Annotated in this window: 22 protein-coding genes and 1 tRNA gene; 9 read left to right on the forward strand and 14 right to left on the reverse strand. The window is 67.4% G+C overall.

Annotated elements, in window-relative coordinates; translation table 11 throughout:
* Positions 1–4: 4 nt before the first annotated feature.
* From fabF to BKA23_RS05945, 5 genes are all read right to left on the reverse strand, one after another.
* Entirely contained in the window at positions 5–1249 is a 1245-nt protein-coding gene (fabF, locus tag BKA23_RS05925) for a beta-ketoacyl-ACP synthase II (protein WP_145226382.1), read from the reverse strand.
* Positions 1250–1336: 87 nt separating this feature from the next.
* Positions 1337–1585: an acyl carrier protein gene (locus tag BKA23_RS05930; RefSeq protein ID WP_145226384.1), complete on the reverse strand. Its 249-nt coding sequence runs from the start codon at positions 1583–1585 to the stop codon at positions 1337–1339.
* A gap of 90 nt (positions 1586–1675) precedes the next feature.
* Entirely contained in the window at positions 1676–2740 is a 1065-nt protein-coding gene (locus BKA23_RS05935) for a beta-ketoacyl-ACP synthase III (protein ID WP_145226386.1), read from the reverse strand.
* A complete protein-coding gene (locus tag BKA23_RS05940) occupies positions 2740–3702 on the reverse strand; it encodes an ACP S-malonyltransferase (RefSeq protein WP_145228256.1) in 963 nt (320 codons plus the stop codon). Before BKA23_RS05940 ends, BKA23_RS05935 begins: the two co-directional genes overlap by 1 nt.
* Before the next feature lie 131 nt (positions 3703–3833).
* Complete coding sequence (locus BKA23_RS05945) at positions 3834–4964, reverse strand: PucR family transcriptional regulator (protein ID WP_246104480.1); 1131 nt, start codon at positions 4962–4964, stop codon at positions 3834–3836.
* 252 nt (positions 4965–5216) lie between these two features.
* On the opposite strand from BKA23_RS05945, the gene BKA23_RS05950 reads away from it, so the two are divergent.
* The gene (locus BKA23_RS05950; RefSeq protein ID WP_170226389.1) at positions 5217–6281 is read left to right on the forward strand and encodes a glycerophosphodiester phosphodiesterase family protein; all 1065 of its coding nucleotides are present in this window, start codon (positions 5217–5219) and stop codon (positions 6279–6281) included.
* An 81-nt stretch (positions 6282–6362) separates the two neighbouring features.
* On the opposite strand, the gene BKA23_RS05955 is transcribed toward BKA23_RS05950, so the two are convergent.
* From BKA23_RS05955 to BKA23_RS05995, 9 genes are all read right to left on the reverse strand, one after another.
* Entirely contained in the window at positions 6363–6482 is a 120-nt protein-coding gene (locus tag BKA23_RS05955) for a DivIVA domain-containing protein (RefSeq protein ID WP_145226391.1), read from the reverse strand.
* A gap of 3 nt (positions 6483–6485) precedes the next feature.
* Positions 6486–9248, reverse strand: coding sequence for a pyruvate dehydrogenase (acetyl-transferring), homodimeric type (gene aceE / locus BKA23_RS05960; protein ID WP_145226393.1), 2763 nt, complete (start codon positions 9246–9248; stop codon positions 6486–6488).
* Positions 9249–9387: 139 nt separating this feature from the next.
* Positions 9388–10209 carry a bifunctional allantoicase/(S)-ureidoglycine aminohydrolase gene (locus tag BKA23_RS05965; protein ID WP_145226395.1) on the reverse strand — a complete coding sequence of 274 codons (822 nt, stop codon included), beginning with the start codon at positions 10207–10209 and terminating at the stop codon, positions 9388–9390.
* A gap of 1 nt (position 10210) precedes the next feature.
* Entirely contained in the window at positions 10211–11557 is a 1347-nt protein-coding gene (gene allB / locus BKA23_RS05970; protein ID WP_145226397.1) for an allantoinase AllB, read from the reverse strand.
* On the reverse strand, positions 11554–12687 hold the full coding sequence (locus tag BKA23_RS05975; RefSeq protein WP_145226399.1) for a glycerate kinase: 1134 nt from the start codon (positions 12685–12687) through the stop codon (positions 11554–11556). The genes allB and BKA23_RS05975 overlap by 4 nt, the downstream gene beginning before the upstream one ends.
* Before the next feature lie 49 nt (positions 12688–12736).
* Positions 12737–14503: a glyoxylate carboligase gene (gcl, locus tag BKA23_RS05980; RefSeq protein WP_145226401.1), complete on the reverse strand. Its 1767-nt coding sequence runs from the start codon at positions 14501–14503 to the stop codon at positions 12737–12739.
* The gene (locus BKA23_RS05985; protein ID WP_145226402.1) at positions 14500–15396 is read right to left on the reverse strand and encodes a 2-hydroxy-3-oxopropionate reductase; all 897 of its coding nucleotides are present in this window, start codon (positions 15394–15396) and stop codon (positions 14500–14502) included. Before BKA23_RS05985 ends, gcl begins: the two co-directional genes overlap by 4 nt.
* A gap of 41 nt (positions 15397–15437) precedes the next feature.
* Entirely contained in the window at positions 15438–16262 is an 825-nt protein-coding gene (locus tag BKA23_RS05990; RefSeq protein ID WP_145226404.1) for a hydroxypyruvate isomerase family protein, read from the reverse strand.
* 87 nt (positions 16263–16349) lie between these two features.
* Positions 16350–17591 (reverse strand): DUF6986 family protein, encoded by a 1242-nt coding sequence (locus BKA23_RS05995; protein WP_145226406.1) that lies wholly within the window; start codon positions 17589–17591, stop codon positions 16350–16352.
* A gap of 163 nt (positions 17592–17754) precedes the next feature.
* Here BKA23_RS05995 and BKA23_RS06000 point away from each other — a divergent pair, with 163 nt between their 5' ends.
* From BKA23_RS06000 to BKA23_RS06035, 8 genes are all read left to right on the forward strand, one after another.
* A complete protein-coding gene (locus BKA23_RS06000; protein ID WP_145226408.1) occupies positions 17755–18507 on the forward strand; it encodes an IclR family transcriptional regulator in 753 nt (250 codons plus the stop codon).
* 111 nt (positions 18508–18618) lie between these two features.
* Positions 18619–19107, forward strand: coding sequence for a 2-oxo-4-hydroxy-4-carboxy-5-ureidoimidazoline decarboxylase (gene uraD / locus BKA23_RS06005; RefSeq protein ID WP_170226390.1), 489 nt, complete (start codon positions 18619–18621; stop codon positions 19105–19107).
* Positions 19104–19448 carry a hydroxyisourate hydrolase gene (gene uraH / locus BKA23_RS06010; RefSeq protein WP_425473770.1) on the forward strand — a complete coding sequence of 115 codons (345 nt, stop codon included), beginning with the start codon at positions 19104–19106 and terminating at the stop codon, positions 19446–19448. Before uraD ends, uraH begins: the two co-directional genes overlap by 4 nt.
* Positions 19449–19455: 7 nt before the next feature.
* Positions 19456–20346, forward strand: a complete 891-nt coding sequence (gene pucL / locus BKA23_RS06015; protein ID WP_145226414.1) for a factor-independent urate hydroxylase — start codon at positions 19456–19458, stop codon at positions 20344–20346.
* A 4-nt stretch (positions 20347–20350) separates the two neighbouring features.
* Positions 20351–21796 (forward strand): nucleobase:cation symporter-2 family protein, encoded by a 1446-nt coding sequence (locus BKA23_RS06020; protein WP_246104481.1) that lies wholly within the window; start codon positions 20351–20353, stop codon positions 21794–21796.
* Positions 21797–21808: 12 nt separating this feature from the next.
* Positions 21809–22231 (forward strand): DUF3052 domain-containing protein, encoded by a 423-nt coding sequence (locus BKA23_RS06025; RefSeq protein WP_145226416.1) that lies wholly within the window; start codon positions 21809–21811, stop codon positions 22229–22231.
* The gene (locus tag BKA23_RS06030) at positions 22228–22704 is read left to right on the forward strand and encodes a peroxiredoxin (RefSeq protein ID WP_145226418.1); all 477 of its coding nucleotides are present in this window, start codon (positions 22228–22230) and stop codon (positions 22702–22704) included. Before BKA23_RS06025 ends, BKA23_RS06030 begins: the two co-directional genes overlap by 4 nt.
* Before the next feature lie 49 nt (positions 22705–22753).
* Positions 22754–22826, forward strand: a tRNA-Val gene (locus BKA23_RS06035).
* The last annotated feature ends 40 nt before the right edge of the window (positions 22827–22866 follow it).

Consider the following 22866-nt stretch of genomic DNA (forward strand, 5'->3'; position numbering starts at 1 on the left):
CGCGTCAGACGCTCTTGATCACGATGGCGATGTTGTGGCCACCGAAACCGAAGGCATTGCTCATGGCGGCGATGTCACCCTCGGGCAGTGCACGGTGCTTGCCGAGCACCAGGTCGAGATCGATGCTCGGGTCGACCTCGGTCGTGTTGATCGTGGCCGGGACGATGCGCTCCTTGATGCTGAGCACGGTGATGAGGGCCTCCAGCGCACCGGCGGCGCCGAGCAGGTGACCGGTCATCGACTTGGTGCCGGTCAGGCACACACCGTCGACGGCGTCTCCGAACGCGCGACGGATAGACACCGCCTCGGCCTGGTCGCCGACTGGGGTCGAGGTGGCGTGCGCGTTGATGTGCACGATGTCGCGCGGCGTGAGGCCGGCGAAATCGATGGCTTCGTTCATGGCGCGTGCCTGGCCCACGCCCTCCGGGTCGCCGGCCGTGATGTGGTAGGCATCGGCCGACATACCGATGCTGGCGAATTCGGCATAGATCTTGGCGCCGCGAGCCACTGCGTGCTCGTAGGACTCCAGGATCATGACCGCCGCACCCTCTGCGAGCAGGAAGCCGTCGCGGTCGGTCGCCCATGGGCGCGAGGCGGCCGTGGGGTCGTCGTTGCGACGCGACAGTGCCTGTGCCGCAGCAAAACCGGCGATCGGCAGCGGGTGGATCGCAGCTTCGCTACCGCCGGCGATGGCGATGTCGGCGCGACCGGCACGGATCATGTCCGCCGCCATACCCATTGACTCCGCGCCGGAAGCGCAGGCCGACACGGCCGTGTGGGCACCGGCACGTGCCTTGAACTCCAGTGACACCATGCCGGATGCGGCATTCGGCATCAGCATCGGCACCGTGAGCGGGTAGACGCGACGTGGCCCTTTCTCCTTGAGCACGTCGTACTGGTCGAGCAGGCTGTGTACGCCACCGATGCCCGTGCCGATCGCGGCCAGCAGACGCTCGGGCTCGATGTCGGGCTCGCCGGCGTCGGCCCACGCCTCGCGCGCCGCGATCATCGCGTACTGCGAGAAGGGGTCCATGCGGCGGGTCTCGACCTTCTTGAGCACTTCGCCCGGCGGTTGCTTGAGATTCGCGGCGAAGGTGACCGGAAGTTCGTACCGGTCCAGCCATTCCTGCGGGAGCGGACGCGCGCCGGACTCGCCGGCCAGCAGTCCCTGCCACGTCTCCGTGGCCGTACCCCCGACGGGGGTGGTGGCACCGATGCCGGTGACGACGACGCGCGTATGAGCGCTCATGCAATGGCTCCTGTTGTCTGGGATCTGATCGATCGGATGTGCCGCTGCTCGTGCCGCGGGGCCTGGTGGCCCCACGGCACGAGAAGGTCAGCCCTGGGCGTTCTGGATGTACTTGACCGCGTCACCGACGGTGGTGAGGTTCTTGACCTCGTCGTCGGGGATGCGCACGCCGAACTTCTCCTCGGCGTTGACCACGATCGTCATCATCGACAGCGAGTCGATGTCGAGGTCGTCGGTGAAGGACTTCTCGGGCTGCACGTCGGCAGCCTCGACGCCGGTCTCTTCGTTGACGATCTCTGCGAGGCCCTCGAGGATCTCCTGGTCGGTCTGCGCCATGTTAGTTCTCCTTGAATAGTGTTGCTTTTGAACAGTTTTCAATCGGGCTGACCCGGATTTCCCGCCGGGCCGCGGGTGCCTGTATGCCGATCAGGGCAGTTCGATCACTTGGGCGGCGTAGACCAGCCCGGCACCGAAGCCGATCTGCAGTGCGAGCCCGCCGTGCGGCGCCTCACCCTCGCGCAGCATCCGCTCGGTCGCGAGCGGAATCGAGGCCGCCGAGGTGTTGCCGGTCTCGCTGATGTCGCGCGCGACAGGTATGTCGGCCGGCAGTTTCAGTTGCTTGATCATCGCGTCGACGATGCGCATGTTCGCCTGGTGCGGGATGAAGACGTCGAGGTCGTCGGCGGTGATTCCGGCAGCGTCGATGGCTTTCTGCGCGACTGGTGCCATCGACCAGACGGCCCAACGGAAGACCGACTGGCCCGCCATACCGATCGACACTGCGGTGCGGGTGTGACCGGGCTCGGCGGCTTCGGCGGCGCCCTCGGGGGTGTCGAGACGGTCGAGCACGTCGGTCCACGGCGTGCGCTGAGCGATGGTCTCCCAGTGGCTGCCGTCCGAACCCCAGACGGTCGGGCCGATCGCGGCGTGATCGGACGGTCCGACCACGGCGGCGCCGGCTCCGTCGGCGAAGATGAACGAGGTGCCGCGATCGTGCTTGTCGGTGAAGTCGGACAGTTTCTCGACGCCGATGACCAGGACATGCTCGGCGCTGCCGCCTCTGACCATGTCCGATGCCAGTGAGATCGCGTGACAATAGCCGGCGCAGGCTGCCGAGATGTCGAAGGCCGGCACGCCTTCGGCCCCGATGCGCGTCGCGAGCAGTGGTGCTGCGGCCGGGGTCTGGTAGGGATGGGTCACGGTCGCCACGATCACTGCGCTCAGCTGATCCGGGCGGATGCCGGCCATCTCAAGGGCAGGCAACGCGGCGGCCTCGGCCATGTCGATGACGGTCTGCTCGGGCGCGGCCCAGCGACGGCTGACGATGCCGGTGCGTTCGCGGATCCACTGGTCGGAGGAGTCGATCCAGGTGCAGACCTCTTCATTGGTGATCACCCGCTCCGGCCGGTAGCCGCCGACGCCCATGATGCGAGCGAAGCGTGCGCCGATGCTGGCCTGCAGCGTGCCGGTGTTCTTCGGTGAGGGAGCCATCATGCACCTGCTGTCGTGTCGTCGGTGGTAGCCGGTGCTGCGTGGTCGCGGATCATCCGGGCGGCCGCGTCGAGGTCGTCCGGGGACTTCAGCGCCAGAATCTCGACACCGCGCAGCTCGCGCTTGGCCAGCCCGGCGAGGGTGCCGGCCGGCGGGAGTTCGATCAGACCGGTGACTCCGAGTTGCCGCATCGTCTTCATGGTGAGGTCCCATCGCACCGGGCTGCTGACCTGGGTGACCAGGCGCCGGAGAACCTCTGTGCCGTCGGTGACCTCGGCGCCGTCCTTGTTGCTGAGCAATCGGATGCGCGGATCGTGGGTACCGATCGCCCGGGCGTAACCCGCCAGGGTGTCGGTCGCCGATGCCATGTGCTGGGTGTGGAATGCGCCGGCGACTGCGAGCGGGATCACCTTCGCCTTCGCCGGGGGCGCGTCCTTGAGCGCGGCGAGCTGGTCGAGGGTGCCGGCCGCGACGATCTGACCGGCGCCGTTGATGTTCGCCGGGGTCAGGCCGTGGGAAGCCAGCGTGTGCAACACGTCGTCGACCTCGCCGCCGAGAACCGCCGTCATGCCGGTCGGGGTCACGGCGCTGGCCCGGGCCATCAGTCGGCCGCGTTCGCGCACAAAGACCATTGCCTGCTCGCCGGAGATGACACCTGCCGCGGCGGACGCGGTGATCTCACCGACGGAGTGACCGGCGGTGACGCCGACGACACCCGACAGTGCCGTGTCGTGCCCGACGACCGCGGGCAGGGTCACCAGACCGGCGGCCACGAGCAGGGGCTGAGCGACTGCGGTGTCCTTGATCGTGTCCGCGTCAGAGGTGGTGCCGTGTGCCACGAGGTCGATGCCGGCAGTGGCGGACAGCCAGGTCAGCTGGTCGCGCACGCCGGGGAGTTCGAGCCATGAGGCCAGGAAGCCGGGTTTCTGGGAGCCCTGTCCGGGGCACACGATCGCAAGCACAGGACCACTCTCGTGCATGGTCGGCTGTGACGAGGTCACCGAAACCGACCAAGCTGGTGACCAGGTTTTGTAGGAGTTCCACAACTCTGGGCAACGTCCCGGGTGCTACGAGCAGTGCAGTATGACGCAGGTCACAATCGTGACAAAGCCATCGCCAGCCTGATGCTGAAAGCGTCGCGCGGGTTGGTCACGTCATAGCCGGTCAGTTCGGTCACGCGGCCCAGCCGGTAGCGGACAGTGTTCGGATGCACGAACAGCAGGCGAGCCGTCGCCTCCAGGTTGGTGTGGTCGAGATAGACCGCGATCGTCTCGCGCAACGCCGGGCGGTCGGCAAGGGGCCGGGTCACACGATCGATGAGGCCGCGGCGAGCGCGGCCGTCGCCGGCGAGAGCGCGTTCGGCCAGCAGTTCCTCCGCCAGGCACGGTCGTGGAGCGTCCGGCCACGCGGGCGCTGCGGCATACCCGGACAGAGCGGCACGGGCACTGCGGCCTGCGGCATACAAGTGGGGGACCAGCGGACCGGCAACGACCGGCCCGGCGCCCCACAGGTGCTGGATCTGCGCGGCGGTCGCCACCGGATCGCTCACACCGCCCAGAATCGTGACGAGCATGCGGCCCTGCACAGAACCCAGGGCGACGAGTCCGGCGTGGGAAGCACTGTGCCGCAAGCGTTCCAGCGCTTCGCTGCCGGAGCCGGACGGCGCTGATCCGGCCACCACCGTCACGCCGCGCACCTCGTCCCAGCCGAGCGCTGCGACCCTCGAACGCAGCGACTCGTCGGCCTCGCCGCGCAGCACCGCGTCGACCACGAGCGCCTCCAGCCGGGCATCCCAGGCGCCCCGTGACTCCGCCGCCTGGGCGTAGACGTGGGCGGCGGCGAACGCGATCTCGCGCGAGTAGGTCAGCACCGCCTCACGCAGTTGCTGCTCCTCGCCGGGCGCGGCCAGCAAGGGCACCTCTGTCTCGACGACGTCGATGACCGTGCGAACCATCTCCAGGGTCTGCTGCAACGCGATCGAGCGGGTGAGGTCGCGCGGGGCCGTGGCAAAGACGTCGATCGTCATCGGTGCTGCCGAGGTCGGATCGCGATACCAGTCGATGAAGGCGCCGATCCCGGCCTGGGCGATCAGGCCCACCCACGATCGGTCGTCCGCGCTCAGCTCGCGATACCAGTCGAAGCCGGCCTCCAGCCGGGCGATGGCAGCGGTCGACAGCTGACCGGCCTGCCGTTCGAGGCGTTCGCGGGTCGTCGGTGACGTCACGCAGGCCAGCATATTTGGAGAACGTGCACAGGTGGCGCCGCTGGCGCCTGGGCCGGGCTCGGGCGCCGCCGGAGCACCGGACCACGAGTGCGACGAGATGTCGATCGCGGCCGCGCGAGCTGCGAGGTCTGCGACGACCAGCGTTCACCCACTGGTCGGCTCGATGCTGTCTCGCGGATGCCGTGCCGTCGAACCGGAGCAGTCGACTGGTGCTCGCGTACGACGACGATCGACGAACGGGATGAGTGTCAGATGCCAACGACGGCCACGAGACAGCGACGCGACATCGCCTCGACTTTTTCGATCGGCGGTCCGCCGATGGTCGTGGGCCACCGCGGCGCCAGTGGGTACCGTCCGGAGCACACTCTCGCGTCATACGAGCTCGCGGCGCGGCTGGGCGCGGACTCGCTCGAACCGGATCTGGTGTCGACCGGCGATCACGTGCTGGTCTGCGCGCACGACTTGGAGATGTCGGCGACGACGGATGTTGCGCAGCGGCCGGAGTTCGCTGCACGTCGCACGACGCGGCGTGTTGCCGGGCAGGAGAAGTCCGGCTGGTTCTACAGCGACTTCTCGCTCGCGGAGGTCAAGACGCTGTGGGTGCGCGAGCGTTATGCCGACCTGCGGCAGTCGAACACGATCTACGAACGCCGTTTTCGCATCACGACCTTCGAGGAACTGTTGCGACTGCGCGCTCGGCTGTCCGACGAACTCGGACGCACGGTGGGACTCAGCGTCGAGCTGAAGGATCCGGCCCACCACCGTTCGATCGGGCTGCCGTTGGAGGAACCGATGCTGGCCGCACTGCGTGCTGCGGGTGTCGACCGGGTCGGCGGTCCGGTCTTCGTGATGACCTTCGAGCCGACAGCGCTGATCCGGTTGCGGGCGGACTTGGGAATGCAGGCGCCGTCGGTGCTGCTGGCCGCGACGGGCGAGGTGCCGGTGGATCTGCGCGGGGGCGCGGACGAGCCGACGTATGACGAACTGCTCACCCCGACGTCCTTGCGCCGACTCGCGACCTGGATCACGGCCGTCGGGCCTGAGAAGGACATGGTGATCCCGCGACGTGGTGATGGTTCGCTGGGTGGCCCGACCGACTTGGTGCGCCACGCCCACGAGGCGGGTCTGCGGGTGCACGTGTGGACCTTCCGTGCCGAGAACGCCTTCCTGCCGACGAACTTCCGCTCCAGCGACCGAGCCGGCGACTACGGCGACGTGCTGGGGGAGATGACGACGTTCGTGCGGGCCGGCATCGACGCGTTGATCAGCGACCACGCCGACCTTGCGGTGCTCGCGCGGGCCGAAGTCTTCGCCTGACGCAGCAGGCATGAGCCGACAGCCCGGTCAACCACTCCGGATGGTGCGCGCAGGCGCGAGTTGCCGCCCACGTGCTCGTGGCTACTTTCCGCCGCGCATGCGGTGGACGACCTCGTCCAGGAAGTCGTCCACCTCACGCGGGTCGTAACCTCGGCGTCCTCCGGACCCGAATTCGGTCCGGACGACGTCATCCGGCGTCATGGGTCAGGCGTCTCCGCCGGCGTTGCCCGACGTGCCTGCCTTGACGTTGAGCAGGTCGTACTTGCGGGTCGCTTCGACGGGTACACCGGCGTCGAGCTCGCCACGGTCGGCCAGCGCCTGCAGGGCGCGCACCGCCAGCGACGGTCCGTCGATGTGGAAGAACCGTCGTGCGGCCGCACGCGTGTCGCTGAAGCCGAAGCCGTCGGCACCGAGTGCGACATACTCCTGCGGCACCCAGTGCGCGATCTGGTCCTGCAGGTCACGACTCCAGTCCGAGACCGCGAGCACCGGACCGGGTGCGTCCTGCAGGCGCTGGGTGACGTAGGGCGTGCGGCGCTCCTGATCGGGGTGCAGGAAGGCCTGTTCGTCGCATTCCATCGCCTCACGGCGCAGCTGGGTCCACGACGTCACCGACCAGACGTCGGCGACCACGCCGAAGTCGTCCTTGAGCAACTGCTGCGCCTCCAGCGCCCACGGCACGCCGACACCGGACGCCAGCAGTTGCACCCGGCGAGCGTCGTCGCCGACACCCTCGGTGGAACCGGCGGAGATGCGGTGCATGCCGCGCAGGATCCCGTCGACATCGACGTCGTCGGGCTCCTTGGGCTGGTTCATCGGCTCGTTGTAGACCGTGAGGTAGTAGATGAGGTCCTCAGGGTTGTCACCGAACATCCGGCGCAGACCGTCCTGCATGATGTGCGCGATCTCATAGCCGTATGCCGGATCGTAAGCAACGACAGCGGGATTCGTCGCCGCGATCAGGTGGCTGTGGCCGTCGGCATGCTGCAGGCCCTCGCCGGTGAGCGTGGTGCGGCCGGCGGTTGCACCGACCAGGAAGCCGCGGGTCATCTGGTCGGAGGCCGCCCAGATGAAGTCGGCGGTCCGCTGGAAACCGAACATCGAGTAGAAGATGTAGATCGGCACCATCGGCACGCCGTGCGTCGCGTAGGACGTGCCTGCCGCGGTGAACGCCGCAACCGAGCCCGACTCGTTGATGCCCAGGTGCAGGATCTGCCCGTCGCGAGCCTCCTTGTACGCCAGCATGAGCTCGGCGTCGACGGAGGTGTAGTTCTGCCCGTGCGGGTTGTAGATCTTCGCCGTCGGGAAGAAGGAGTCCATGCCGAAGGTGCGGGCCTCGTCCGGGATGATCGGCACCACGTGCTTGCCGAACTCCTTGTCGCGCATGAGGTCCTTCAGGATGCGCACGAAGGCCATCGTCGTGGCGACCTCCTGCTTGCCCGAGCCCTTCTTGGCGACCGTGTAGGCGCTGTCGTCGGGCAGTTTGAGGGCTGCGACAGTATGACGCCGGCTCGGCACCCCGCCGCCCAGCTTGCTGCGCCGCTCGCGCAGATACTGGATGGCCTCGTCGTCCTCGCCGGGGTGGTAGTACGGCGGCAGGTAGGGGTCGCTCTCAAGGCGCTGGTCGCTGATCGGGATGTGCAGCGAGTCGCGGAAGTTCTTCAGGTCGTCCAGCGCCAGCTTCTTCATCTGGTGCGTGGCATTGCGGCCGGCGAAATGGGTGCCCAGGCTGTAGCCCTTGATGGTCTTGGCCAGGATGACCGTCGGCTGACCGTGGTGCTCGGTGGCGGCGCGGTATGCGGCATACACCTTGCGGTAGTCGTGCCCGCCGCGCTTGAGCTTCCACCAGATGTCCTCGTCCGACCAGTCCTTGACCATCTCGCGGGTGCGCGGGTCGCGACCGAAGAAGTGTTCGCGGACGTAGGCGCCGTCGTTGGCGCGGAACGTCTGGTAGTCGCCGTCGGGGGTGGTGTTCATCAGGTTGACCAGCGCACCGTCGCGGTCGGCGTGCAGCAGCGGGTCCCACCCGCGGCCCCAGATGCACTTGATGACATTCCAACCGGCTCCGCGGAAGAACGCCTCCAGCTCCTGGATGATCTTGCCGTTGCCGCGCACCGGGCCGTCGAGGCGCTGCAGGTTGCAGTTGATGACGAAGGTGAGGTTGTCGAGCTCCTCGTTGGCCGCCAGCTGCAGCAGACCACGGGACTCCGGCTCGTCCATCTCGCCGTCGCCGAGGAAGGCCCACACGTGCTGCTGGCTGGTGTCCTTGAAACCGCGACCCGCCAGGTACTTGTTGAACTGCGCCTGGTGGATGGCGTTCATCGGGCCGATGCCCATCGACACCGTCGGGAACTCCCAGAAGTCGGGCATGTTGCGCGGGTGCGGGTAGCTGGGCAGCCCCATCCGCTGGCCGCCGACAATGTGCGACTTCTCCTGGCGGAAGCCGTCGAGCTGGTCCTCGGACAGCCGTCCCTCCAGGAACGCACGGGCGTAGATGCCGGGCGAGGCGTGGCCCTGGATGAAGATCTGGTCGCCGCCACCGGGGTGGTCCTTGCCGCGGAAGAAGTGGTTGAAGCCGACTTCATACAACGTTGCCGCCGAGGCGTAGGTCGAGATGTGACCGCCCACGCCGACGCCGGGGCGCTGAGCGCGATGCACCATGACCGCGGCGTTCCAGCGAAGCCAGGCGCGATAACGACGCTCGACATCCTCGTCGCCGGGGAACCATGGCTCGGCCTCCGGCGCGATCGTGTTGATGTAGTCGGTGGCAGTGAGCGAAGGGACGCCGATCTGGCGTTCACGTGCCCGCTCCAGCAGCTTGAGCATCACATAGCGCGCCCGTGCCTGGCCGCCTTCGTCGATCACCCCGTCGAGCGAGTCCAGCCATTCCTGGGTCTCTTCAGGGTCGATATCCGGCAGTTGGCTGGGGATTCCATTGAGGATCGGTCCTGCGTCCTCACGCGCCATGAGTGGCTCCTCTCACATGGGCGCCGCGTGCGGCTGCGACGGCGGCGTCATTCATTCCATCTTCTACCCGCGAGTCGCTGTGGGCCCGCGGGGGTCCCTGACTTGTGAGTAGCGAGGTGGGTCGGTTATACGGTTGCTGTCACGGCAGGTTGAGCAGGGCGTGGCGGTTGACGTCCTTGTAGAGCAGGTAGCGGAATCTCCCGGGCCCACCCGCGTAACACGCCTGCGGGCAGAACGCGCGCAACCACATGAAGTCACCCGCCTGCACCTCGACCCAGTCACGGTTGAGCAGGTAAACCGCCTTGCCCTCCAGGACGTACAGACCGTGTTCCATGACGTGCGTCTCCGGGAACGGTATGGCGCCGCCGGGTTCGAAGTTGACGATGTTGACGTGCATGTCGTGCCGTATGTCGGTGGGGTCGGCGAAGCGCTGGGTGGTCCAGGCGCCATCCGTGCCGGGCATCTCGCCACCCACGACCTCGCTGTCGTGGGTCACGAAAGCCGGCGGCGCGTCGATGCCCTCGACGACCTCGTAGCGCTTGCGGATCCAGTGGAAGGTCGCCGTCGCGTCGCTGTCGTTGTGCAGTGTCCACTGTGCCGCCGGCGGGACGAAGACGTAACTGCCCGCAGTCAGCGCGTGAGCGTTGCCGTCCAGTGTCAGACGCAACTCGCCCTCGACGACGAACAGCACGCCCTCGGCCGCCGGGTTGAGCTCGGGACGGTCGCTGCCACCGCCGGGGGACACCTCGACGATGTACTGCGAGAAGGTCTCGCTGAAACCCGTGAGCGGCCGCGCGATGACCCACAGCCGGGTGTTGTCCCAGAACGGCAGCAGGCTGGTCACGATGTCGGTCATGGTCCCGCGCGGCAGCACGGCATACGCCTCGGTGAACACGGCACGGTCGGTGGTGAGCTGTGTCTGCGGCGGCAGGCCACCGGCCGGGGTTGCGTAGGAGGTCATGTCAGGAGCCTTTCGTCAGCAGGGTGCCGTGCGGGTCGTCCAGGATCGTGACCTGACGGCCGCGCAGCCAGACGCGCCGGGCATCGCCGTCGAGGGTCAGGTCCTGGTATGCCGTGAGCTTGTTCTTGTGCTCGAGCGTCGCGGCGTCGATGAGGTGGTGATGGTCGGGCGCGAAGGCGATCAGGTCGGCGGCTGCGCCGACGGCGATGCGGCCTTTGTCGGTCAGGCCGACCAGGTCGGCAGGGGCGGTGCTCATCCACCGGACGACATCGGTCAATGCGAAACCGCGTGACCGTGCCTCGGTCCAGACCGCCGACAGTGCCAGTTGCACGCTGGCGACCCCACCCCAGGCCTGACCGAAATCGCCGCTCTGCAACTGCTTGAGGTGGACGGTGCAGGGGGAGTGGTCGCTGACGACCAGGTCGATCGTGCCGTCGGCGAGCGCATCCCACAGCTGAGTTCGGTTGGCATCACTACGGATCGGCGGACAGCACTTGTGCGCGGTCGAGCCGTCGCGGATGGTTTCGGCGGTGAAGGTCAGGTAGTGCGGGCAGGTCTCCACCGTGAGCGGAAGGCCGGCGGCCTTCGCAGCCCGTATGGCGGGCAGCGCTTTCGCGGAGGACAGGTGCAGGATGTGCGCCCGCCCGCCCGTCTCGCGCATCGCGGCGATCACCGACTCGATCGCGGTGACCTCGCTCTCGTCGGGTCGGGACGCCACGAAGTCGGCATACTTCGGCCCGGCAGCCGGTGGTGCCGAGTCCAGTGCGGCGGCATCCTCGGCGTGGACGATGAGCAGCGCGTCGAGTTCGGCGCAGCGGGCGAGGTAGGTTCGCAGCTCCTCGCGAGACAGGGGCGGAAACTCCGGCACACCCGAGTCGACAAGAAAGCACTTGAAGCCGAAAACGCCTGCGGTGTCGAGCTTTTCGAGTTCCTCGAGATTGCCGGGGACGGCGCCTCCCCAGAAGCCGACGTCGACGAACGCCTGAGGTGCCGCCGACGCCCGCTTGATCTGCAGGCCCTCGAGCGTTGTGGTGGGCGGCAGGCTGTTGAGCGGCATGTCGATGATCGTCGTGGTGCCACCGCGCAGGGCGGCTCTGGTGGCGGTCGTGAAGCCCTCCCAGTCGGTGCGCCCCGGCTCGTTGACGTGCACATGGCTGTCGACCATTCCCGGCAACAGCACCTCGTCGGCAGCCAGGTCGACGCTCGAGGTCGCCGTCCAGCCGGTTGTGTCGCCGCCGAGACTGATCGCCGCGATCACACCGCTGTGTATGCCGATCGTCGCGGGCTGCTCGACGCCGTCGACGACAGCGCGCGCTGCGCGGACGACCAGATCGAAGTGGTGGGTCATGACGTCCTTCGGTCGTGGATGATGGCGGCGCCGATGCGTTCCAGGTAGGGGCCGGGGTCACGCATCGAGGTCTCAGCGTCGGGCGCGAGATCGATCACAGCGTATGCCGCTTGGATTCCGTGCTCGGCCAACGTTTCGTGGTCCAACTCGATCCGGCCGCCGACGACGACGACCGGCACGTGCGCGGTCGCCGCGGCACGGGCGACGCCGATGGGCGCTTTGCCGTTCAGGCTCTGCCGATCCACCGATCCCTCGCCGGTGACGACCAGATCCGCTCCGTCGAGCACGGTGGCAAGATCGCACAGCTCCAACACCACGTCGATACCGGGACGGAACGCCGCGCCGATCAGCAATGCGGCGTAACCGCAGCCGCCGGCTGCGCCGGCACCTGCGAAAGTGACTGCCTGCGAGGCTATTTCGCCGATTCCGGCAGTGGCGGCCAGCACGTTGCTGAATCTGGTCAGAGCGAGCTCCAGGACACGCACCTGCTCGGGATCGGCGCCCTTCTGCGGTGCGTAGATCGCGGCGGCGCCATCGTCGCCCAGCAGCGGGTTGCTGACATCGCTGGCGACGATGAGACGCACGTCGCGCAGCAGGTCGTGGACGCCAGACAGGTCGATACGTGCGATGGCGGCGAGTCCGGCACCGCCGGGGGCGATGTCACCGCCGTCCTCGTCGTGGAGCGCGGCGCCGAGAGCCTGCAGCATTCCGGCGCCGCCGTCCGTGCTCGCCGACCCGCCGAGACCGACGACGACCTCGCGTGCGCCAGCTTCGACAGCCGCACGGATCGCCTCGCCCACACCCCGGCTGGAGGCGGTCATGGGCGCGGATCCACCTGCGGGCAGCAGTTGCAGCCCGCAGGTGGATGCCAGCTCCACGACGGCGCGAGCGCCGAGCATCGCGTAACTGGCGCTGACGACCGCACCGGTCGGTCCGGTGGTCGTGACCGGCACACGCCGGTATCCGGCCGCGACCGCGGCGTCGACCGTGCCGTCACCCCCGTCGGCGATGGGGAGTTCGACCACGTCGAGGCCGGACCGCTCGCGCGTCATACCCGTGGCGAGATGACGTGCGACCGCGCTCGCCGGCATGGAGCCTTTGAACTTGTCGACGGCCAGGACGACTCTCATGACACCAGTGTGGTCGTGCCGGCGCCGGTTGCGCGATCTGTGGTCATTGTCAGTCCAGCAGCGCGATCGTTGCGGTCGGTGCGTCGATGCCGCTCTGCGCGAGATCCTCGAACTCGACGACGTTGTCGATCTCGGTGCCCATCGACACATTTGTCACCCGCTCGAGGATGACCTCGACGATCACCGGCACCTCGAACTCCACGATGAGCTTCTTGGCCTGCTCAAGCGCGGGCCGGATGTCGTCGGGTTCGGTGACGCGAATTGCCTTGCAGCCCAAGCCTTCCGCGACCTTGACGTGATCGACGCCGTAGTTGCCCAGGCCGGGTGAGTTGATGTTCTCGAAGGACAACTGCACGCAGTAGTCCATGTCGAAGCCGCGCTGGGACTGACGGATCAGCCCGAGGTAGGCGTTGTTCACCACGACGTGGATGTAGGGGATGTTGAACTGTGCACCGACCGCGAGCTCCTCGATGAGGAACTGGAAGTCGTAGTCACCGGACAGGGCGACGACGGTGTCGTCCGGGGCGCCGGTGGCGACACCGATGGCCGCCGGCACGGTCCAGCCGAGCGGACCGGCCTGACCTGCGTTGATCCAGTGGCGCGGTTTGAAGACGTGCAGCAGCTGCGCGGCCTGGATCTGGGACAGGCCGATCGTCGACACGTATCGCGTCTCTGGTCCGAAGGCCTTGTTCATCTCCTGGTAGACCCGCTGCGGCTTGATCGGCACCACCTCGAAGTTGGTCTTGCGCTGCAGGGTCGCCCGGCGGGCACGGCAGTCGTCGGCCCACTCCCTGCGGTCCGGCAGAGCTTGTTCCCGAGCGGCCCGGATGAGTGCGTCCAGTGCGGCTCCGGCGTCGGAGACCACGCCGTAGTCGGGCGCGAAGACGCGGCCGATCTGGGTGGGCTCGATGTCGATGTGCACGAAGGTGCGGCCCTGCGTGTAGGTCTCGACCGATCCGGTATGACGGTTGGCCCAGCGGTTGCCGATGCCGAGGACGAAGTCGGACGCCAGCAAGGTCGCGTTGCCGTAGCGGTGCGATGTCTGCAAGCCCACCATGCCCGCGGTGAGCGGGTGGTTGTCGGGGATGCTGCCCCAACCCATGAGGGTGGGAACCACCGGAATGCCTGTCAGCTCTGCGAATTCGATCAGCCGGTCACCCGCGTCGGCGTTGATGATGCCGCCACCGGCAACGATCAGTGGTCGCTTTGCGGCAGCCAGCATCTCGAGCACACGCTGCGCCTGGGCCGAGGTCATGGCCGGTTTCGACACCTGCATCGGCTCGTAGGTGTCGATGTCGAACTCGATCTGCGCCAGTTGCACGTCGATCGGCAGGTCGATCAGCACCGGCCCGGGCCGACCGCTGCGCATCAGGTGGAAGGCCTGCTGGAAGGTGCCCGGCACCTGGCCCGGCTCCATCACCGTCACGGCCCACTTCGTGACTGCGCCGGCGATGGTTGCGATGTCGACCGCCTGGAAGTCCTCCTTGTGCAGCTTGGCCACGGGGGCCTGGCCGGTGATCGCCAGCAGCGGCACGGAGTCCGCGGATGCGGCATACAGCCCGGTGACCATGTCGGTGCCGGCCGGGCCCGAGGTGCCGACGCACACGCCGATGTTGCCGGCTCGCGCACGGCTGTAACCGTCGGCCATGTGCGAGGCGGCCTCGACGTGGCGGGCCAGCACGTGGTGCAGGCCACCGTGGTCACGCACCGCGCTGTAGAACGGGTTGATCGCAGCGCCCGGAAGACCGAAGAGCTGTGTGGCGCCTTCCTTTTCGAGGATCAGGACGGCCGCGTCGACGGCGCGCATGCGGGTCATTCCGCACCTCCCTCGGACAGGCCGGACAACCGTCGCACGCCGCGCAACAGGGCGCTGTGGTCGAGGCTGCCGTCGCCGTTGGCGCGTGCCGAGGCCATCAGCTGGGCGACATTCGCCCCGAGCGGGATCACGACTCCCGCCTCGCGTGCGGCGGAGGTGACGATGCCCATGTCCTTGTGGTGCAGGTCGATCCGGAATCCGGGCTCGAACGAGTCCTGCGACATGTTGCCGCGCTTCTGCTGCAGCACGGCGCTGCCGGCGAGACCGCCGCCGAGCACGTCGAGCGCCGCGCCGAGGTCGACGCCGTAGGCCTGCAGGAAGACCACGGCCTCGGCGAGGACCTCGATGTTGCAGGCCACGATCAACTGATTGGCAGCCTTCACGGTCTGCCCTGCGCCGGCAGGGCCGACGTGGACGACGGTCGTGCCGACGGCGTCCAGCACGGGTCGAGCGGCAGCGAAGTCGTCGGCCGCGCCGCCCACCATGATCGACAGCTTGGCGTTCTTGGCACCGGCCTCACCACCGGAGACCGGAGCATCGATCAGCCGAAAGCCCTTCTCCGCGGCGACTTTCGAAAGGCCGGTCGTGACATCGGGGCGGATCGAGGAGAAGTCGATTACCAGGGTGCCGGGTGCTGCGTGGGCAAAAACGCCGTCCTCGCTGAGCAGCACATCCTGCACGTCGGGGGAGTCCGGCACCATCACGCAGACGACGTCGGCGCCCTGCACCGCCTCGGCCAGCGAGTCGGTGGCAGTGCCGCCGGCCTCGACCAGTGCGTCGGTGCGTGCCGGTGGTGGGTTGTAGCCGCGCACCGTGAAGCCCGCGCGTTGGAGGTTGACGGCCATGGGATTACCCATGATTCCCAGGCCGATGAAGGCGATCGTCTGTGACATGACTGGCTCCTGGTGGATCGATGAAACGATGGGTGGTGACGTCAGCGGCCGGCGCGAGCCTCGCGCGGCAGCCACTGATCCAGACCGTCCACGGTGGTGGACGTCGTCTTGTATTCCAGGGCGATCGCCCCGTCGTAGCCGGCCGCGACGAGTGCGTCGAGATGCCGGTCGAGGTCGAGTTCGCCGGTGCCGGGTTCGCCGCGCCCGGGCAGGTCGGCGATCTGCACGTGAGCCGTCCGTGCGGCATACCTGTCGATGACCACGTCGAGGTCGTCGCCGTTGGCGGCCAGGTGGTAGAGGTCGCACAGAAAGCCGAGATTGTGCACGTCGTGCTCGGCAGCGACACGGTCGATGACTGCGATCGCGTCGGCGGCGGTCTTGATCGGGTATGCCGGGCTGCCGCTCACCGGCTCGATGAGCACCGTGCCGCCGAGCGGTTCGACGACTCGGCCCGCCTCGGCGAGCGCACCGGCGGCGTAGGCGTCGGCTGCCGCTTCATCATCGGCAGGCAGGCGGTTGCCGTAGAGCGCGTTGAACGCGCGGCAGCCGAGACGCTCGCCGATGGAGGCGACGATCGGCAGGTTGGCGCTGAGTTCGGCCTCGCGGTCCGGTTGGCAGAAGAGCCCACGCTCACCGCCTGGCATGTCGCCGGCGAAGAAGTTGAGCCCGATCAGCTGCACCCCGGCGTCCTGGATTGCTGCGACGAAGGCGTCGACGTCGGCGGGCTCAGGGGTTGCGGTCGCCCATGGCCACCAGGTCTCGACCTCGGTGAAGCCTGCCTCGCGGGCCGCGGCCGGCCGGTCGAGCATCGGCAGTTCGGTGAACAGGATGGACAGGTTGACGGCCCACCGTCGGTCGGGATTCATCTGATCTCCTGATATTCCGTATAATGGAATCATAATTCCGTATGACGAATAGTGGCACTGGATCCATGGAAGGTCAAGAGGGGTCCGTCAGTGCGTGAAAGCGGTCAGTCCGGCGAGGTCGAGTCCGCTGGCTGCCTCGACCTCCGTGAGGTCGATGGCACCGCAGTGGATGCCGCGCAGCAGCGCGAAGGCGAGCATGCGCGCCGTCGCGGGTTCGTCCATCACGTCGCCCTCGATGCGCTGCAGGTAGGCGCGCAGTCGCGAGCAGGCGTCCGGCATCGCGCGGCGGAAGAACAAGTACGTCGCCAGATAACGCGACACCAGGTGGCCCGGATGCATGTCCCAGCCCTGGTAGATCCCCCGCACCAGAGCACGGTCGACCAGATCGGTGTGCAGTCGCCACGTGGCGTGCGCGGCGGCCTCGTCGCCGAAGGCCACGACATTGGTCGATCCGTCGCACACGGTGGCTCCGGTCTGGGCCGCCGCGACCTGCATGACGGCCTTGGCGTGATCGGCGGCCGGGTGGTCAGCCGCTTGATATGCCGCAGCCACTCCCATGCCGGCGCTGTAGTCGAAGGTGCCGTAGACCAGGGCAGTTGCCCGGCCTCCCGCCGCATGGACCATCTGGGCAACGGCCGCCTCACCGGATGCGGCCATGATCGCCTGCGCGGTTTCGACCTGGATCTCGAAAGTGATGGTGCCGGAAGGGATTCCGTAGCGCTCTTCCAGGACCCCGCATGCTTCCGCCATGGCTTCGACCTGCGCGACCGAGGTCACCTTCGGCAGGGTCAGCGTCATACCGGCCGGGCGGCCGTCCTCGGCCCAGCGATCAAGGAAGTGCACCAGCGTGCGCAATCCGCGCGCCCTCGTCGGCCCCTCGAACGACTTGAACCGGATGCCCCACCAGGCCGGCAGGGATCCGAGCTCCCGCAGCGACCGCAGGCCCTCGACGGCCGCAGTCAGATGGGCGTCCTCGATGTCGTCGGAGCGGCGCCCGTAGCCGTCCTCGAAATCCACGCGAAGGTCTTCGATCGGATCGTTCTCGAGTTTCGCGAGCAGTCGCGGATACACCTGCTGCACCTCAGCTTCGGCCCGGCCGGTGGCCCTTGCCAACGTCGCGGCATCGGGCGCGAACCGCTGCAGCAAACCTCGCGCAGTCGGCCCCCAGGTGGCGACGACGTCCGCGTCGAAGCGGTCGGCAGGCAGGTAGACCGTGTGCACGGGCCGGCGCGTGACGGGATCGCCCGGGTAGGACCGCCTGTATGCCGCATCGTCGGTGTCCAGTCGCGCGTTCATGCGGTCGGTGAGATCGGTCAGGAAGTCGGTCATGGGGCCGGGCCTCTCAGCTGGAAGAACCATTTTGTGATGTGGACTTTACATTCCGCATTATGGAAACGCTAGTGAAACCCGTGTTGCCAAAAATGTGCGTAAACTTCCGCACAGTGGAATCGACAGGTCGGTCGCCCCGTGGCGCCGGCGAAAGGGAGAGACGATGACGCAGCAGACGCGCACTTCGGGCGTGCAGTCGGTCGGACGTGCGCTGGACATCTTGGAGATCATCGACGCCGCCGGCGGCCAGATGGCTCTGATCGATATGAGTGCCGCGTCGCAGCTGCCCATGCCGACGATCCATCGCATCGTGCGCACCCTGGTCGACCGTTCCTATCTGCGACAACTGCCCGACCGGCGGTACGCCCTCGGGTCCCGGTTGATCCCACTGGGCAATACTGCCCGCGATGTCTTCGGATCGCAGAGCGATGCCGAACTGGCCAAGGTGGTCGACGAGTTGGGGGAGACCGCAAACCTCGCGGCGCTCGACGGCGACATGCTCGTGTATGTCGGTCAGGTCCCATCGCCCAAGGCCATGCGGATGTTCACCGAGCTCGGCCGCCACGTGCACCCGCACTGCCGCGCCGCAGGCAAGGCGCTGCTGTCCCAGCTGACCGACGAGCGCGTCCGCGGCATCCTGCAGCGGGTCGGGATGCCGGCGGTCACCCCCGCCACGATCACCTCGCAGGACGACTTCATCGCCGAGCTTGCCCGTGTGCGTCGCGAGGGCATCGCACGCGAGTTCGGCGAGATGGAGGAAGGCGTCGTGTGTCTGTCGGCGCCGGTACCCAGCCCGAGCGCGCATCTTGCGGTGTCGATCTCCGGACCGCAGTCGCGCATGACCGAGGAGCTGCAGGCGCGGGCTCTGCCGGTGCTGCGCGACGTCGCTACGCGGTTGTCGGCGCAACTGGCCTGACGCGCCGGACGGGTATCTCGCCGCACGAGTTGTCCGAAACCCCTTGACAGCGCCGAATTGGCGCAGCACTATTTCTTCATGCGGAATGATGATTCCATCATATGGAATTCGTTGGACTCGTTCAACGCGGCGGACACGGCGGGCGCTACTGCCGCGCTGCTGAGCCTGTGCGCCAGTTCCCGCTGGGCCACGTCGATGTCGGCAGCTCGACCCTTCCCCGACGTCGATGCTGTGCTGGACACCTCCGACGCCGTCTTTCCGCACCTGGTGGAGAGCGACCTGCGGGAGGCATTGGCCGGGCACCCACGGATCGGCGACCGGGTCGCCGGCTCCGACGCCGGGGCCCGGCTGTCGCGTTCCGAGCAGGCCTCGATGGCCGATGCGGACGGCGCCGTCACCGCAGCGATCCGTGAGGGCAACATCGACTACGAGCAGCGCTTCGACCGGGTCTTCCTGATCCGGGCCGCAGGCAGGACGCCTCAGCAGATGCTGCAGGAGTTGCAGCGGCGGCTGCGTAACGACGACACCACCGAACTCGCCGAAGTGCGCGAGCAGCTGCGCCAGATCACCCACCTTCGACTGGAAGGCGCCCTGCGCTGATGGCTTCATCACTGTCCACACACGTCCTCGACGCGGTCGAGGGCGTGCCGGCACCCGGCATACAGGTCGAGGTGCTCACTCAAACCGGCGCCGGATCCGATTGGGAATCCATCGGATCCGGGGTCACAGACGATGACGGGAGGATCCCGCGGCTGGTCCCGGACGGGCTGCCCGCGGGAACCTTCCGCATCGTCTTCGCCACCGGTGCGTATTTCGAGCGCGCCGGGGTCCGGGCCTTCTATCCCGAGGTGGCGATCACCTTCGTCGTCGACGAAGAACGGCACTATCACGTGCCGTTGCTGCTCAGTCCGTTCGCCTATTCCACCTACCGAGGGAGTTGATCCACCCATGTCCTATGTCCTGGGCCATAACCAGTACGGCAAAGCCGAGATTCACGTCGTCCGTGTGTTCCGCGACGACGCGAGCGCCCCCCATGATCTCGTCGATTACAACGTGTCGGTGTCGCTGACCGGCGATTTCGCCGACGCGCACATCACCGGTGACCAGGCCAAGGTCCTCACGACCGACGCCTGCAAGAACACCGTGAACTCCTTCGCCAAGGAGGCCGGTGAGGCCGTTCGTGAGCCGGAGTCGTTCGGGCTCGCGCTCGCCAACCACTTCGTCGACGACGTGCCGCAGGTCAGTGGTGCGCGCATCATCATCGAAGCCTTCCCGTGGCAGCGCGCGCACGGCCACCCGCACGCCTTCGTCAAGAACGGCGATTACGTCCGCACCGCCACGGTGACCAAGAACGCGGCCGGTACCACCGTGGTCAGCGGCCTGAAGGAACTCACCGTCCTGAAGACCACCGACTCGGAGTTCCACGGCTTCTACCAGGACAGATACACCACCCTGCAGCCGACGAACGACCGCATCATGGCCACCGCGGTCACGGCCCAGTGGGCCCACGAGGGCGTGGACGTGCAGTGGGCGGAGTCGTTCGCAGCGGTCAAGGACGCCATCACCAGCAGCTTCGCCAAGGCCTACAGTTACGCCCTGCAGGCAACCTTGTGGGAGATGGGCACCGCTGTGCTCGACGCGGCATCCGACGTCTCCGAGATCCGATTCAGCTGCCCGAACAAGCACCACTTCGTGCTCGACCTCAGCCCGTTCGGCGTCGAGAACAACTGCGAGGTGCACCACGCCGACGACCGGCCGTACGGCTTGATCGAGGCAACGATCAAACGCAGCGAGGACGTCGACGCCACCGGGGCATACGATCCCGGCCAGGCCTGGTGAGCTCGTGAACGACGTCGCTGAGACCCAGGCAAAGCACCCGGTCGATCAGACCATGCCGGCGCCCCAGTCGGTGATGTACGGCCTGCAACACGTCCTGTCGATGTATGCCGGGGTGGTGGCCGTCCCGCTGATCGTCGCGGGAGCGCTGAAGCTGTCGGAGTCCGACACGATCTACGTGGTCTCAGCGGCGTTGTTCTGTGCCGGGCTCGGCACCCTGCTGCAAACCATCGGCTTCTGGCGGGTCGGTGCACGTCAGCCGATCGTGCAGGGCACCTCGTTTGTCGCGGTGTCCACGATGCTGTCCGTCGGTGCCACGGCCGGCGGCGGGCACAAGGGCCTGCAGGCGATCTACGGAGCGCTCATCGTCGCCGGTGTCTTCGGATTCCTGATCGCACCGGTGTTCACCCGCCTGCTGCACTTCTTCCCCGAGGTCGTGACCGGCTCGGTCATCACCATGATCGGTCTGTCGCTGATCCCGGTCGGAGTGCAGTGGGCTGCCGGGGGAGTCGGCGCGAAGGACTTCGGGTCCGGCAAGAACCTCGGCATGGCACTGGTCACCTTCGTGATCGTCGTGCTGATCTACCGGTTTCTGCCCGGCTTCTTCGGGCGCATCGCGATCCTGCTCGGCCTGATCGTCGGCACCGTGATCTCCATGCCGTTCGGTATGGCGGATCTCGGCGCCATCAGCCACGCGAAGACGTTCCAGTTGCCGACGCCATTCCACTTCGGCACCCCGACCTTCACGGTGAGCGCGGTCATCTCGATGGTCGTGGTGATGCTGGTGATCATGACCGAGGCGACCGCGGACGTGCTCGCGCTCGGCCAGGTCTGCGAGAAGCCCGCCGACCGCGACACGGTCACCGCAGGACTGCGCGCGGACACGATGGCGACCGCGGTCGCGGGAGTCTTCAACGGTTTCTCCCTCAGTGCTTTCGCGCAGAACGTCGGACTGGTCGCGATCACCGGTATCCGCAGCCGGTTCGTGGTGGCCGTCGGTGGCCTGATCCTCGTGCTGCTGGGGTTGTTCCCCGTGCTGGGTGCTGTGATCGCCGCCGTACCTCTTGCGGTGCTCGGTGGCGCGGGCCTGGTGCTGTTCGGCACCGTCGCGGCCTCCGGCATACGAACTCTGCGTGAGGTGGATTTCTCCGGCAACGCCAACATCGTGATCGTCGCGTCGGCACTGGGTTTTGGTCTGGCGCCCATCGTCGAGCCGACGGTCTACGACAAGATGCCCATCTGGTTCCAGACCATCTTCGGATCCGGCATCACGTCCGCGGCCATCGTCGCGGTCCTTCTCAACGTGATGTTCAACATCCTGGGCCGTCATGACGAGGAGGAAGGCCCGGTGTTCAGCCATGCACCGGCGCCCGCGACGATCTCCGACACCGATGAAGAACGCCTTTCCGGGCGGCTTTCGGTGTCTCCGGTTGCAAACCCGAGCCGTTCCTAGTGAACTACGGCCATGGCTAATGGGGACCCGCAACGGGGACTGCTCGAGAAGTTGGGTTTCGAGGCGGACCAAGTGGTCCTCGAGATCGGCTGGGACGAGGACTGCGATGAGGCCGTTCGGGTCGGGATCGAAGAGGTCGCCGGCTCGGCTTTGGAGGACGAGGACTACGACGGCGTCGTCGACGCGGTCGTGCTCTGGTGGCGCGACGGTGACGGCGACCTGATCGACGACTGCGCCGACGCGCTCACCAATCTCGCCGACAAGGGCTTCGTGGTGCTGCTGGTGCCCAAGGCCGGTCACCCGGACCACGTCGACGCCAGCGACATCAAGGAAGCCGCCCAGACGGCCGGTCTCAATGCCGGCACGTCCACCAAACTCGGAAAGGACTGGATCGCCACCAGGCTCGTGCAGGGCGGCGTGGCGAAGCAGCGATGAGCCCGACAGCGACCGACACACCACGGGTCGGTGACCACGCCCCCGACTTCACCCTGAAGACGCAGTATGGCGAAGACCTCTCGTTGAGCGCCGTCACCGCCACCCAGCCGGCCCTGCTGGTGTTCTATCCGTTCGCCTGGAGCGGCATCTGCACCGGCGAACTGTGCGCGATCAGGGACGATCTCAGCGGATTCGAGGGCGGAAAGGCCAAGGTTCTGGCCATCTCCTGCGACCCGATGTTCACCCTGCGCGCCTGGTCCGACGACCAGGGTTTCGCGTTTTCGCTGCTGTCCGACTTCTGGCCGCACGGGCAGGTGGCATCGTCATACGGCGTGTTCAACTCCGACGCGGGTCTGGCGATCCGCGGCACCTTCCTGGTCGGCACCGACGGTCTGGTCGCGTGGGAGCAGGTCAACGGCCCGGGTGAGGCGCGAGACTTTGCCGGTTATCGCGAGGCGTTGGCGGCGCTCTGAGGCTGCCGATCACAGCCACCCCGCACACTGCTGGCACAATGTGCGGCCGGGGCCTGTAGCTCAGTTGGTAGAGCACCGCGTTTACACCGCGGGTGTCGTCGGTTCGAGCCCGGCCGGGCCCACCGATCGCAATACTGCTGCAAACACACATCATTCGAGAAC

The sequence above is a fragment of the Rudaeicoccus suwonensis genome (assembly GCF_007829035.1).
In the GTDB taxonomy this organism is placed as follows: Bacteria; Actinomycetota; Actinomycetes; order Actinomycetales; family Dermatophilaceae; genus Rudaeicoccus; species Rudaeicoccus suwonensis.

What these genes read in the sequence shown, in the direction of transcription:
- fabF (WP_145226382.1), bottom strand. Translation starts at nt 1,249, where the DNA reads ATGAGCGCTCATACGCGCGTCGTCGTCACCGGCATCGGTGCCACCACC.
- BKA23_RS05930 (WP_145226384.1), bottom strand. Translation starts at nt 1,585, where the DNA reads ATGGCGCAGACCGACCAGGAGATCCTCGAGGGCCTCGCAGAGATCGTC.
- BKA23_RS05935 (WP_145226386.1), bottom strand. Translation starts at nt 2,740, where the DNA reads ATGGCTCCCTCACCGAAGAACACCGGCACGCTGCAGGCCAGCATCGGC.
- BKA23_RS05950 (WP_170226389.1), top strand. Translation starts at nt 5,217, where the DNA reads ATGCCAACGACGGCCACGAGACAGCGACGCGACATCGCCTCGACTTTT.
- BKA23_RS05955 (WP_145226391.1), bottom strand. Translation starts at nt 6,482, where the DNA reads ATGACGCCGGATGACGTCGTCCGGACCGAATTCGGGTCCGGAGGACGC.
- aceE (WP_145226393.1), bottom strand. Translation starts at nt 9,248, where the DNA reads ATGGCGCGTGAGGACGCAGGACCGATCCTCAATGGAATCCCCAGCCAA.
- BKA23_RS05965 (WP_145226395.1), bottom strand. Translation starts at nt 10,209, where the DNA reads ATGACCTCCTACGCAACCCCGGCCGGTGGCCTGCCGCCGCAGACACAG.
- allB (WP_145226397.1), bottom strand. Translation starts at nt 11,557, where the DNA reads ATGACCCACCACTTCGATCTGGTCGTCCGCGCAGCGCGCGCTGTCGTC.
- BKA23_RS05975 (WP_145226399.1), bottom strand. Translation starts at nt 12,687, where the DNA reads ATGAGAGTCGTCCTGGCCGTCGACAAGTTCAAAGGCTCCATGCCGGCG.
- gcl (WP_145226401.1), bottom strand. Translation starts at nt 14,503, where the DNA reads ATGACCCGCATGCGCGCCGTCGACGCGGCCGTCCTGATCCTCGAAAAG.
- BKA23_RS05985 (WP_145226402.1), bottom strand. Translation starts at nt 15,396, where the DNA reads ATGTCACAGACGATCGCCTTCATCGGCCTGGGAATCATGGGTAATCCC.
- BKA23_RS05990 (WP_145226404.1), bottom strand. Translation starts at nt 16,262, where the DNA reads ATGAATCCCGACCGACGGTGGGCCGTCAACCTGTCCATCCTGTTCACC.
- BKA23_RS05995 (WP_145226406.1), bottom strand. Translation starts at nt 17,591, where the DNA reads ATGACCGACTTCCTGACCGATCTCACCGACCGCATGAACGCGCGACTG.
- BKA23_RS06000 (WP_145226408.1), top strand. Translation starts at nt 17,755, where the DNA reads ATGACGCAGCAGACGCGCACTTCGGGCGTGCAGTCGGTCGGACGTGCG.
- pucL (WP_145226414.1), top strand. Translation starts at nt 19,456, where the DNA reads ATGTCCTATGTCCTGGGCCATAACCAGTACGGCAAAGCCGAGATTCAC.
- BKA23_RS06025 (WP_145226416.1), top strand. Translation starts at nt 21,809, where the DNA reads ATGGCTAATGGGGACCCGCAACGGGGACTGCTCGAGAAGTTGGGTTTC.
- BKA23_RS06030 (WP_145226418.1), top strand. Translation starts at nt 22,228, where the DNA reads ATGAGCCCGACAGCGACCGACACACCACGGGTCGGTGACCACGCCCCC.